Genomic DNA, 12,560 nt, shown 5'->3' with positions numbered 1-12,560 from the left:
TCAATACTGATTTTCCATAATTTTAGATAAGATTAATAAAAACATGTTGTCTACTAATCAAACAAAAAGAAATTCTAAAGAAGTTCCTGAAATGGAAATTGTCAAGAGAGATCCTTATCTTGCTCCATACGAGAGTGCTATAAAGGGACGTCATGACCATGCTTTATGGAAGCTGAATCAGCTTACTCAAGGAGGAAAGTTCTCGTTGTCAGAATTTGCAAATGGCTATCAGTATTATGGTCTTCATCATGAGTCTGATGGTTGGATTTTTCGCGAATGGGCTCCAAATGCTACAGACATTTATCTTGTAGGTGATTTCAATAATTGGCAAGAGACAATAGCTTATAGATGTAAAAGAGATGTTGATACTGGAGATTGGGAATTAAGGCTTCCTGAAGATGCGATACAACATGGTCAATTTTATAAGATGCATGTATACTGGAATGGGGGAAAAGGAGAACGCATTCCTGCTTGGGCACAGCGTGTTGTACAAGACCCTCAGACGGGAATTTTTTCTGCTCAGGTATGGAGTCCTAATGCTCCTTATGTATGGAAGATTAATTCCTTCAATCCCCAGATTTCTCCTTTATTGATCTATGAATGTCATATAGGTATGGGTCAAGATGCAGAGAAGGTTGGGACATATAATGAATTTCGGGAGAAAGTGCTACCAAGAATAGTGAAGGATGGGTATAATGCTATTCAAATAATGGCAATTCAGGAGCACCCTTATTATGGTAGTTTTGGTTATCATGTTAGTTCTTTTTTTGCACCCAGTTCGAGATTCGGTACTCCAGAAGAGTTGAAAGCTCTTGTGGACGATGCGCATGAAGCAGGTATAGCCGTTATCATGGATATTGTCCATTCTCATGCTGTGAAGAATGAAATGGAGGGCTTAGGTAATTTAGCTGGTGATCCTAATCAATTTTTTTACTCTGGCGAGCGACGTGAACATCCAGCTTGGGATTCTTTGTGTTTTGATTATGGCAAGGATGAAGTCCTTCATTTCCTCCTTTCTAATTGTAAGTATTGGTTAGAGGAGTTTCATTTTGATGGCTTTCGTTTTGACGGTGTTACTTCTATGCTTTATTATAGTCATGGGCTAGGAGAATCTTTTTGTAACTATGGAGATTATTTTAATGGTCATGAAGATGATAATGCCATATGCTATTTAATGTTGGCAAATACTTTAATACATGAAGTTAATAATAGAGCTTTGACTATTGCAGAAGAGGTCTCTGGTATGCCTGGTCTTGCAGCTGAATTCAAAGATGGTGGGTATGGGTTTGATTATCGCATGGCTATGAATATACCAGACTATTGGATTAAGACCATTAAGGAGTTGCCTGACGAAGATTGGAAGCCTTCCTCTATCTTTTGGGAGATAAAGAATCGTCGAATAGATGAGAAAACGATTTCGTACTGTGAATCACATGATCAAGCTCTTGTAGGCGATAAGACAATTATTTTTCGTTTAGTGGATGCTGATATGTATTGGCATTTCCGTATAGGAGATGAGACTGAGAGGGTACATCGAGGTATAGCGCTCCACAAAATTGTGCGTTTAGCAACTATTTCCGCTATTAATGGGGGATATCTGAACTTTATGGGTAATGAGTTTGGACATCCCGAGTGGATAGATTTCCCTCGTGCCGGTAATGGATGGAGTTGCAAGTATGCGCGACGTCAATGGAATCTAGTTGATAATCCAGAACTATGTTATCATTATCTTGGTGATTTCGACCGTAATATGTTAGCTGTAATTAAGAGTGAGCATGGGTTTACAGATACTCCTATTGAAGAAATCTGGCATAATGATAATGATCAGATTCTAGCTTTTAGTAGAGGGGAATTAATATTTGTTTTTAATTTCTCTCCTAGTCATTCCTACTCTGATTATGGATTTCTTGTTCCAGAAGGGTCTTATGCAGTTGTTCTAAATACTGATGCGAAAGAGTTTGGTGGCTTTGGATTTGCTGATGATTCTGTCGAACATTTTACAAATGTAGATCCTCTTTATACCAAACAACATAAAGGATGGCTTAAACTTTATATCCCTGCTCGTAGTGCAGTTGTCTTAAAAAAGAAATAAAGTTTATGAGTGAACAGAATTTTATACATATAGTATGCTCTGTACTATTTTTCTTGTTTACATTTAGTTATCTGTTTTTCTTTCAGGCAGATGTAATGACTGTGACTCAGCATTTAGCCTCTGGAGGTCAAACTTTTTATAATCCTCTATTAGGAGCTATTTTGATAACTATTGTTCTGAAGTTGCTCCAAATAGGTGTTAGTTCTCTGATTAGATTGACAAAGCGGGGCTATGCTTTGACTTATTTTCCTTCTTTTCTGTTTCTGACAATTATTTCTGACCTTAAACCAGCATCTCAGGGAGTTAGCCTTGGCAACTGGATTTGGATATCCCCTATATTATTTGTTATTTATTTCTTTGTGATTGTTTCTGTAAAAAGATATGAACCTTACGAACTTGAGTCACGCAGTATAGGGCCTTTTTCACAACAGGTTTGGTCAAGTCTTCTTATTATGCTTGGTCTCTTTCTGTTTACAGGACTGTTTAGTAATACTGATAAACACTTTCACCAAAGGGCAAAGGTTGAATCTATGATAGATAAACGGAATTATGTTGGTGCTTTGCATGTTATTAAGACGGTATCTAATACAGATTCAGTAATGTCTATGCTAACAATTTATGCTGTAGCCCGTTGTCATCAACTATCTAATAGCTTATTCTGTTATCCGTTAATAGGAGGATCAGATGTGTTGAGGCCAGGCAAAATACATTCCTGGCTGCAACCAGACAGTATTCTTCAGAAGTCTACACGTAATTCTGCAAATTATCAACTTGTTGGTTTTCTTTTGGATCGTAATCTTCATGACTTTGCACGCTATTTGGTTAGATATTACCCAATAGATACGATTCGTCCTCGTTATTATCGTGAGGCATATCAGATTTATTTACTCCATAAAAAAGGATTAAAGCCCAAGGGACCTTATGCAGCAGGGAGTTATGCTGCCTATTATTTTAGGCAGTATGCAAAATAAGCCTGGGTAGTATTTTATCGTGCATAAGTTTAATCAGTAATTAATGTAACATTGAAGAAATTATCCCTCAATACTATTTAACTTAAAGATACTAGGGCATATTATATAATACCAGGGTAATTACAATATAGAAAGGTGTGTATGAGGGAAATATATTTATCCCTCGCAAGCAACTGGTAAATGTAAAAGGTAGAAAGCAATGGATCCCAAAATGAAAAGGATAGTTTTGCTTTTGAAAATAATATTAGATATGATTCTGAAAGTTAGGTGCCTGACGAGTTTAATACAGAAGGTGGCTATGTATCTTTCTATAAATCGATAAAACTAAAGAATACTTGCCATTCTGTTTGTTCAGATTCTTTGTGCTGTAGAAGGAGGAAGCAAGTTTAGACTATATCGTTTGCCAGAAGGAGAACATAATTATCAGGAGTTTTTTTTAGAAGTAGAAGTTCCTGTGCTCCAGACAGAAAGAAGGTTCGTACTTACGGGCTATTAGGTTTATCCTCTTAGCTGTTTAGTTTAAGATCAGTTTTTATTTGTTAGCTAAAAATAGAAATAAGCAAAATAGCTGACTTTCAAGTGGGGATCTGATCTTAAAATATATTTATAAGAACTAGTTTGGTAAACAACAATAGAGCGGAACAAAGAAAGCGGCTGTGTTAAAGTGATACAGCCGCTTTCTTTAGTATAGACCTTTCTATTCATCTTTACCTAAATGTTTGATTATTTTAGGTGACTTCTAATAATGTCCTTTGTCAGATTCAAGATTTATCATTTCGTTCCTTCATGTCAATGAACTGCTGTTTTGCATCATAGAACTCATATTGCAAGAAAGCAAGTTTCTGTGAAGGAATGATATTTACACCTAATCCATACTTAATCTGCCACTTGCGTTTCAAGGAGATGAATCCTTTGTTAATATAGGCTGCAACATAAGGATGAACGTGTAAATAGAATTTCTTAATTCCAACTTTATTGACAAGGCGGTCAATTTTTCTCTCTAATTGATCTGTGAAAAGAATGCTTGAACGAATCTTTCCAGTACCAAAGCATGTTGGACAGTCTTCATCAACATCGACATCCATTACGGGTCGTACACGTTGACGTGTGATTTGCATTAAACCAAACTTACTTAATGGAAGGATATTATGGCGAGCACGGTCTTTCTGCATGTTCTTGCACATACGTTCATAGAGCATTTGTCTGTCCTCCGCAAGATTCATGTCTATGAAATCAACAACGATAATGCCGCCCATATCACGTAAACGTAGCTGCCGAGCTAACTCATCTGCAGCTCCTAGGTTGGTATCAAGTGCATTCTGTTCTTGAGCTTTCTCCTTAGTTCTGTTTCCACTGTTTACATCTACAACGTGCATGGCTTCTGTATGCTCGATGATGAGATAACAACCATGTCCATAATTAATGGTCTTCCCAAAACTAGATTTGATCTGTTTGGTAACATCAAAGTTGTCAAAGATTGGTACCTTGCCATTGTATTTTTTCACGATGTTTGCCTTTTCAGGGGCTATAAGTGAAACATAGTGTCGTACAGCGGTACAAATCTCGTCATCATTAACGTAGATGTTTTCGTAAGTTGGGTTGAATAGATCACGAAGCATTGCAACAGCACGTCCTGTTTCTTCAAAGATTAATTGAGGACGGTCCTGTGTCTTTTGTACTTTCGTAATAGCTTCATTCCAACGGTTCATTAGGATCTTCATCTCAGCATCAAGTTCAGCGACACGTTTCCCTTCAGCTACAGTACGAACTATTACTCCAAAGTTTTTCGGTGTAATACTTTGAATAAGTTGCTTAAGGCGTGCACGTTCTTCTCCACTTTTGATCTTTGATGAAACGCTAACTTTATGCCCAAAGGGTATAAGCACCAGGTACCGACCAGCGAAAGATAGTTCGCCTGTAAGGCGCGGTCCTTTGGTGGAAATGGGTTCTTTAACAATCTGTACCAGTACTTCTTGTCCTACTTGCAGTGTATTTTGGACAGTACCATCTTTCTGTAGATCAGGCTGATGACTGGCTTTTTGTATGGGATAAAGTTTCTTGCGATCGCTCTGAACCTGTTTCAGATACTTTGCATAGGAGTTGAATTGACTTCCTAAGTCGAGATAATGAAGAAAGGCGTCACGCTCATAACCTACATCTACGAAACAGGCATTAAGCCCTGGCATAAGCTTTTTAATCTTTGCCACATAGATGTTTCCAACCGAGAAACTAGCCTCCCTTGGTTCACGCTGATATTCTACCAGGCGTTTGTCCTCAAGTAGTGCTATCGAAATCTCTTTCGGTTGGGCATCAATAATTACTTCGCTTGTCATCTTCTTCTTTTAATATAAATATCAGATAGCTTCTCTAATGGTTATTGATAGCCGTACTATCTGTTGATATAAGCCTATCTATCTGCCATAGATAGTAATACTAAACGATACTTATAGGTAATAAAAAACGGAACCTGTCGTCGCACTTCCAGGGAAAGAAGCTTTCTGCGATGACACGCCCCGTCATGTTTTGAAAGTCTGTTTATAAGTTCTTTCAGCCTTAATGGGGGCTTACTTGCTCTTATGTCTGTTCTTTCTTAATCTCTTTTTACGCTTGTGCGTAGCCATCTTGTGTCCCTTTTTCTTCTTACCGTTTGGCATAGCTTTTAATGTTTTAAGTTGTTATTGTATTTATATTTAATTATTTCTTCATATCCTCGATGAATGTCTTTGCAGGCTTAAAGCTTGGAAAGTCATGTGCTGGAATTGTAATAGTCGTATTCTTTGAGATGTTACGAGCAGTCTTTTCTGCACGATGCTTTACGATAAAGCTACCAAATCCGCGCAGGTATACGTTCTCTTTTTTGTCTAATAAGCTGTTTTTGATAGCGTCCATAAAAGATTCAACCACAGCTGAAACGTCCTTCTTGGCGATGCCAGTAGATGTCGCAATCTCATTAATGATATCTGCTTTCGTCATTTCGTTTTGTTCTTTATTGATGTTTATATCTTTATTCTCTCTTCATAACGGAGTGCAAAGATACTCATTTTCAGCTTAATAGAGAAATGTTTTTGTCTTTTTTTGCAAAAACTGTTTGCTTCTATTCTTAACTCTCAACTTTTTCGTACCTTTGCGACCTAATAATATATAAGGTATATGAAGATAGCCATAGGAATAGATGTGGGTATTTCAACGACGAAAATAGTTGGAATAAGGGATGGAAAGGTTGTGAAGCCTATGCGTATCAAGGCTACAGACCCTATAACATCTCTATATGGAGCTTTTGGAAAGTATCTCTATGATAATAGGATTGATCTGTCTGATGTAGAGCAAGTTATGCTTACAGGGGTCGGTGCTCACTATATTGATAAACCCGTTTATGGGCTTCCGACGTCAAAAGCTGATGAGTTTCTTGCAGATGGCTTAGGTGCCCAATATGAATCAAAGCTACAACGAATGATCGTTGTCTCTATGGGTACAGGTACGTCTCTAGTACTTTGTGATGGTAATGAGATACGGCATATTGGTGGTATTGGTATTGGGGGAGGTACGCTTAGTGGCTTGTCCCGCCTCTTGTTGAAGACAGATGATATAAAAGAGATTATAGCTTTAGCTATGAAAGGTGATATCTCGCGTATCAATCTTCAGATTAAGGATATATCAACTAATCCTTTGCCTGGTTTGCCAATGGATGCAACTGCTTCTCTTTTTGCAAATGCCCAAGGTAATGCTAGCCGTGAAGATATTGCTTTAGGATTGATAGGTTTAGTGCTACAATCTATTGGTTCTGCAACTATATTAAGTGCATTAAACAGCAATATCAGGGACTTTGTTCTCATTGGTAATCTTACATTATTGCCCCAATGTGAGCTTCTTTTCCCAGTAATGGAGAAGATTTATGATGTAAGGTTTATTATTCCTAAGTATTCCGAGTACTGTACAGCAATAGGTGCTGCACTACAAGCGAGTAGAATAGGGGGATGAGAAATAAAGAAAAAAAGTCTGGCAGGTTTCCTGCCAGACTTTTTTTATACTGTATACTTTGAGAATTTTATTCCTGATGCGAGTCTTTTAGAAGATGATCTCTCATCTGGAATCAAGTCGATTCAAATGAAAACGAAATCTGTTTCTTAATGATTGTATGGTGATTTAGAACTTCCTTTTGTAAAACAAATTCTCTTTTGGTTTTTAATAGGTCATATTTTGCTTTCTAAAAGGTGCTCTTTTGAATTGCAAAAGATGCCCTTTTGAAGTGTAAAAGACGCCCTTTTGCAATGTAAAAGACGCCCTTTTAAGAGCCTGTTTCTAATTGCTTGATAATGTATGTGTTACAAAACTATTTAGAAATCATTTCCTATCCCTTAATTCATCCTTATATTCTTAAATCTGTAAATTTACTTTATCATTTCGTAATATTCAAGTTCTGAGTTGTTCTCTTAGTACCTTGTATTTTATTGTATACATGGAAAGCATATAGGACATCATCCTTTGTACTTAGCATCATCGCCTGAAATGAATGGGAAGTATAGACATTTTATACTTCGAACTTGAAATATTGCCTTTAAACTTTATACTATATTCTAGTGAGATGCTGATACAAAAGATAATGAAACTGAGGACCACTAAGATGGAAGTAATCCCAATTTCCTGTATTATATTTGGGGTACAGTCTCAAGATTCTTTGCTATTTCTTCATCTGATAGTGTATAATTCCTAAGATCACCATTGATATAGTTGTCGTATGCAGTCATGTCTATGAGCCCATGTCCTGAAAGATTAAAGAGAATAACTTGTTGTTTGCCTTCCTCTTTTGCCTTTTTTGCTTCACGTATAGCTGCTGCGATTGCATGACAACTCTCTGGTGCGGGAATGATTCCTTCAGTGCGTGAGAAGAGAATACCTGCCTCAAATGTGTCTAATTGTGGGATATCCACACCGTGCATATAGCCATCCTTTATCAGTTGACTGACGATTACACCAGCACCATGATAGCGTAAGCCTCCTGCATGGATATTGGCAGGCTTGAAGTCATGACCTAAAGTGAACATTGGTAATAAGGGAGTATATCCCGCTTCATCACCAAAGTCATATTCAAACTTACCTCTTGTCAACTTTGGACAACTGTTAGGTTCTGCTGCTATAAACTCTGTTTTCTTATCGTTGAAGAAGTTGTGACGCATAAATGGGAAAGCTATACCTCCAAAATTACTGCCTCCGCCGAAACAGGCAATGACTTTATCTGGGTATTCTCCAGCCATCTCCATTTGTTTCTCTGCCTCCAGACCGATAATAGTCTGATGTAATGTCACATGATTCATGACAGAGCCTAAAGTATATTTACAATTAGGAGTTGTTGTTGCTAGCTCTATGGCCTCAGAGATTGCTGTACCTAATGAACCTGGATGTGTTGGGTCACGTGTAACAATGTCCTTTCCCGCACGCGTTGACATGGAAGGTGACCCTTCAACCATTGCACCGAAGGTACGCATGATGAGTGAACGATAAGGCTTTTGCTGCATGGAAATCTTTACTTGATAGACTGCTGCTTCTAATCCATAGACCTTTGCTGCATACGACAATGCAGCTCCCCATTGTCCTGCTCCAGTCTCTGTCGTTACGTTTGTAACTCCTTCCTTTTTGCAATAGTAACATTGTGGGATTGCAGAGTTTACTTTGTGCGAACCTAAAGGATTTACACTTTCATTCTTAAAATAGATATGTGCAGGAGTGTCTAAAGCTTTTTCTAATGCGTAGGCACGTACAAGAGGTGTAGAACGATAGTATTTATACATGTCCATGACTTCTTCCGGAATGTCAATCCACGCATGTTCTGTATCCAACTCTTGTTTAGAGCATTCTTTACTGAATATTTTTGCAAGATCATCTACTCCCATTGGCTCATGGGTAGCAGGGTTTAGCGGTGCAAGAGGCTTGTTTGGCATGTCGGCCTGAATGTTATACCACTGTGTAGGAATGTCCTTTTCACTAAGGAGGAATCTTTTCTGGTGTGCCATATTGAGATGTTTTTGATGTTTGATATTTCTTCTTGCAATCAAGTTTTATCTTTTACAAAGGTACGAAAAATGATATATTAGGGGGCTTAAATGATAATATTTTTCGTAATTTTGCCACTAATATGATAATAATAGGAACAATTCTTGCATATTTTTGCATCTTATTACTCATCAGTAGAGTAACAGGGGGCAAGGCTGATAATGAAGCTTTCTTCCGTGCAAATGGGAAATCTCCCTGGTATTTAGTAGCGTTTGGCATGATTGGTGCAAGTATTTCAGGGGTTACTTTTGTTAGTGTCCCTGGAATGGTAATGGTAAATAATATGTCTTACATGCAAACATGTCTTGGCTTTATTCTAGGATATTTTGCTGTAGCTTATCTGCTTTTACCTGTCTATTATCGTTTGCACCTGACAACAATCTATTCTTATTTGCAAACAAGACTGGGCAATCGAAGTTATAAGACAGGTGCTTCTTTCTTCTTACTATCAAAGATGGCTGGTGCTGCAGTTCGTTTTTATGTTGTATGCATGATACTCCAGCGCTTTGTTTTGGATGCTTATGGTGTTCCTTTTGCCATGACTGTTGTTGTGTTAGTATTACTTATTTGGTTGTACACACGACACGGAGGGATACGAACACTCGTTTTAACAGATACTTTCCAAACCGTCTGTATGTTTCTGGCACTTCTCCTTATTATATATAAGGTGATAGATGCACTCGGTCTGGATATACCTGAAGCCGTACAAGTTATTGCTTCCAACAGCCATTCACGTATCTTTGTGTTTGATGACTGGTTCTCACAGGAGAACTTTTGGAAGCAATTCCTTAGTGGTATCTTTATTGTTATTGTCATGACAGGACTTGATCAAGATATGATGCAGAAGAATCTTACTTGCAAAAATCTACATGAGGCACAAAAGGATATGTGTAGTTATGGTATTGCATTTGTCCCAGCTAACCTTCTTTTTCTATCTTTGGGTGTGTTGTTGATGCTGTATTTTCAAAAGACAGGGCAGACTCTACCTACAATGCCGGATGAGTTGATGTTGCAGGCTGCTGCAAGTGGGCAGTTAGGTAGCATAGTGGTAATACTCTTTACGATAGGTATTGTAGCTGCTTGTTTCTCAAGTGCTGACTCTGCTCTTACTGCTTTGACAACTAGTTTCTGCGTAGATATCTGTGGTCGTTCAGCCGATGAGCGTCTCAGAAAGAGGGCACATTTGGGTATATCTGTAGTTTTTATATTGTTTATTCTTGTCTTCCGAGCCGTTAATTCGACGAGCCTGATAGATGCTGTTTATATCATTGTGTCATATACATATGGACCACTTTTAGGACTTTTTGCCTTCGGACTACTTACAAAAGGTACTGTAAATGACAAATGGGTCCCTTGTATAGCAGTGTCAAGTCCACTATTGTGTTTTGTTCTCGATACCATAGTGTCTACTACTTCAGGCTATAAGTTCGGTTATGAACTACTGATGTTAAATGGTTTAATAACCTTTTTAGGACTTTTGATGATAAGAAATAAAAGGTCTATGATTTAAAAAAATATAGGAAAAGGAATACAAATAAGATCAAATAAAAAAGGTAAGAGAATCTATCTGTTTGTTTACAGATTCTCTTACCTTAATAAATATCTATTGTTTCTTACTTCTTTATTTTCGCTTTTGGCCTTTTCTATAGTAATGCTTCAATCTGCTTTGCTATATTCTCAACCTTCTCTGTAGGTTCAAAACGTGCTACAACCTGTCCTTTCTTATTGATGAGAAATTTCGTGAAGTTCCATTTTATATCAGCACTTTCCTTATAGTTGGGATCGGTTTCAGAAAGCATCTTGTCTAAAACAGGGTAGAGTGGGTGAGATTCGTCCCAACCAGCGAAGCCTTTTTGTTCCTTAAGGAACTTGAAGAGAGGGTCTGCATCTTCTCCATTTACTTTTACTTTCTTAAAGCGAGGGAACTCTGTACCATATGTAAGCTTACAGAATTCGTGAATACTCTCGTCAGTTCCAGGTGCTTGTTGTCCAAATTGGTTACAAGGAAAATCAAGAACTTCAAACCCCTGTGCATGGTATTTCTCATAAAGTTCCTCCAGTTCTTTGTATGTAGGGGTGAAACCGCACTTGGTTGCAGTGTTTACTATTAACAGTACTTCATTGGCATACTCTTTTAAAGATACTTCTTTCCCTTTTCTGTCCTTGACAGAGAATTCATAAACTGTTCTCATTTCCTTTTATTTATCTTTTCTTTTTTATTAAGATACTTAGTTATTACGAGTTGCAAATGTACGAATTTTATTTTTATTCTTTGCTTTATTCCCTCTTTAAAAGTACAAAAGTTTTATAGATACTGTAGGGAAATCCCTATTATTAATAGTAAATTTACATATTATAAGCTACAATCTTTATATACTTTTGCATCAGTCAGAAAAGAAAAAGATTAGATAATAAAATAGTATACATATGAGACAAATAACAAAACTCTTCCTTGCGCTTGCTATAGTAGCAAGTCCGCTGACATTTACTAGCTGTGATGATGATTCATTATATAGTGGAAATGATTATTATGATGATTTAGTTGCTAATGCTGTACAGAACTATTACAGGGTATTTCCTAATGGTTCAAGTAACACTGCTGCCTATAATTGGTTCATAACTTACTATCCAGATGCCTATACTAGTGAATTGGAGGCATTTATGAATGCTATAGGAGGTGATATCTATTGGGATGATTAATAATAATGGCCGTTATGTATGGAATAATAATTATAACCAAAGACAGGAGTCTCAGAATAACAGTTTACTGGAGGAAGCACGCACTTTAACGGGTGAATGGGAAGGTAGTATGGTCTATGAGTACACGGATGATAGTACGAAAAAACGTGTAAGTGATCAGTTTAAAGCAAATATGAAGTTCTTCCAATATAACTCTTCTGCCAATTCTTTGGGTGGAAATGGTGTCGAGGTTGATACAAATGCGAAGGGTGACCAACAGACTTTGGCTTTCTCTTGGTATGTAAACACTGACGGAAATATCTATATTAAATATACTAAGAGTGGTAATGTCTTTGTTCTTGACAGTAAATCAGATAAAAATGGCTTCCACTTAGGGTATGAGAAAGAAAAGGGTTATGACACCTTCTTTGGTACAGCATTCAGCACAAATACTACTGATGTATTGCGTTTCGATCTTGCCCGCCAGCAACCAGCTAGTGCAAAGGCAACAAATAGTTTGACGAGAGCTGCAAATCAAGCGACTTTTGGAGCTGCTAAGAAGAATGATTTCGCAAAGTATAGTACAGATGCTGTAAACCGTCTACACGTAAGATAAATGGCATAAATTGCTTCTCTATAGCCTCAAGTGTTGAGGTGACAATCCCACTGACTCCATGTTGGTGGGATTTTTATTTGTTGTATAATCTTTGTTTTGGTCACTAATGGTGGTTAGACGTATTGGTATAGAGGAGTTGATGGTAAACACTATA

At 37.4% G+C, this 12,560-nt stretch carries 8 protein-coding genes and 1 pseudogene; 5 read left to right on the top strand and 4 right to left on the bottom strand.

Going from position 1 to position 12,560, the window contains the following annotated elements:
* Positions 1 to 91 precede the first annotated feature (91 nt).
* Positions 92 to 2,092 carry an alpha amylase C-terminal domain-containing protein gene (locus ACZ48L_RS01705; protein ID WP_242401667.1) on the top strand — a complete coding sequence of 667 codons (2,001 nt, stop codon included), beginning with the start codon at positions 92 to 94 and terminating at the stop codon, positions 2,090 to 2,092.
* Positions 2,093 to 2,097: 5 nt separating this feature from the next.
* Complete coding sequence (locus ACZ48L_RS01700; protein ID WP_025790414.1) at positions 2,098 to 3,063, top strand: hypothetical protein; 966 nt, start codon at positions 2,098 to 2,100, stop codon at positions 3,061 to 3,063.
* A 761-nt stretch (positions 3,064 to 3,824) separates the two neighbouring features.
* Here ACZ48L_RS01700 and ACZ48L_RS01695 read toward each other — a convergent pair.
* Both ACZ48L_RS01695 and ACZ48L_RS01690 read right to left on the bottom strand, forming a co-directional pair.
* The gene (locus ACZ48L_RS01695; protein WP_008822509.1) at positions 3,825 to 5,396 is read right to left on the bottom strand and encodes an Rne/Rng family ribonuclease; all 1,572 of its coding nucleotides are present in this window, start codon (positions 5,394 to 5,396) and stop codon (positions 3,825 to 3,827) included.
* Between the two features lie 361 nt (positions 5,397 to 5,757).
* The gene (locus tag ACZ48L_RS01690) at positions 5,758 to 6,036 is read right to left on the bottom strand and encodes an HU family DNA-binding protein (protein ID WP_008822508.1); all 279 of its coding nucleotides are present in this window, start codon (positions 6,034 to 6,036) and stop codon (positions 5,758 to 5,760) included.
* 177 nt (positions 6,037 to 6,213) lie between these two features.
* On the opposite strand from ACZ48L_RS01690, the gene coaW reads away from it, so the two are divergent.
* Positions 6,214 to 7,041 carry a type II pantothenate kinase gene (coaW, locus tag ACZ48L_RS01685; protein ID WP_025790416.1) on the top strand — a complete coding sequence of 276 codons (828 nt, stop codon included), beginning with the start codon at positions 6,214 to 6,216 and terminating at the stop codon, positions 7,039 to 7,041.
* 668 nt (positions 7,042 to 7,709) lie between these two features.
* Here coaW and ACZ48L_RS01680 read toward each other — a convergent pair.
* Positions 7,710 to 9,071 (bottom strand): TrpB-like pyridoxal phosphate-dependent enzyme, encoded by a 1,362-nt coding sequence (locus ACZ48L_RS01680; protein ID WP_008822505.1) that lies wholly within the window; start codon positions 9,069 to 9,071, stop codon positions 7,710 to 7,712.
* A 122-nt stretch (positions 9,072 to 9,193) separates the two neighbouring features.
* Here ACZ48L_RS01680 and ACZ48L_RS01675 point away from each other — a divergent pair, with 122 nt between their 5' ends.
* Positions 9,194 to 10,621, top strand: coding sequence for a sodium:solute symporter (locus ACZ48L_RS01675; protein ID WP_314695475.1), 1,428 nt, complete (start codon positions 9,194 to 9,196; stop codon positions 10,619 to 10,621).
* Positions 10,622 to 10,754: 133 nt separating this feature from the next.
* On the opposite strand, the gene ACZ48L_RS01670 is transcribed toward ACZ48L_RS01675, so the two are convergent.
* Positions 10,755 to 11,303 (bottom strand): glutathione peroxidase, encoded by a 549-nt coding sequence (locus ACZ48L_RS01670; RefSeq protein WP_008822503.1) that lies wholly within the window; start codon positions 11,301 to 11,303, stop codon positions 10,755 to 10,757.
* A gap of 235 nt (positions 11,304 to 11,538) precedes the next feature.
* On the opposite strand from ACZ48L_RS01670, the pseudogene ACZ48L_RS01665 reads away from it, so the two are divergent.
* Positions 11,539 to 12,406 (top strand): annotated as a pseudogene (locus tag ACZ48L_RS01665) (hypothetical protein).
* Positions 12,407 to 12,560 lie beyond the last annotated feature (154 nt).

The sequence above is a fragment of the Prevotella histicola genome (assembly GCF_055385135.1).
This window is presented reverse-complemented; position numbering and strand designations above follow the sequence as displayed.

What these genes read in the sequence shown, in the direction of transcription:
- ACZ48L_RS01705 (WP_242401667.1), top strand. Translation starts at nt 92, where the DNA reads ATGGAAATTGTCAAGAGAGATCCTTATCTTGCTCCATACGAGAGTGCT.
- ACZ48L_RS01700 (WP_025790414.1), top strand. Translation starts at nt 2,098, where the DNA reads ATGAGTGAACAGAATTTTATACATATAGTATGCTCTGTACTATTTTTC.
- ACZ48L_RS01695 (WP_008822509.1), bottom strand. Translation starts at nt 5,396, where the DNA reads ATGACAAGCGAAGTAATTATTGATGCCCAACCGAAAGAGATTTCGATA.
- ACZ48L_RS01690 (WP_008822508.1), bottom strand. Translation starts at nt 6,036, where the DNA reads ATGACGAAAGCAGATATCATTAATGAGATTGCGACATCTACTGGCATC.
- coaW (WP_025790416.1), top strand. Translation starts at nt 6,214, where the DNA reads ATGAAGATAGCCATAGGAATAGATGTGGGTATTTCAACGACGAAAATA.
- ACZ48L_RS01680 (WP_008822505.1), bottom strand. Translation starts at nt 9,071, where the DNA reads ATGGCACACCAGAAAAGATTCCTCCTTAGTGAAAAGGACATTCCTACA.
- ACZ48L_RS01675 (WP_314695475.1), top strand. Translation starts at nt 9,194, where the DNA reads ATGATAATAATAGGAACAATTCTTGCATATTTTTGCATCTTATTACTC.
- ACZ48L_RS01670 (WP_008822503.1), bottom strand. Translation starts at nt 11,303, where the DNA reads ATGAGAACAGTTTATGAATTCTCTGTCAAGGACAGAAAAGGGAAAGAA.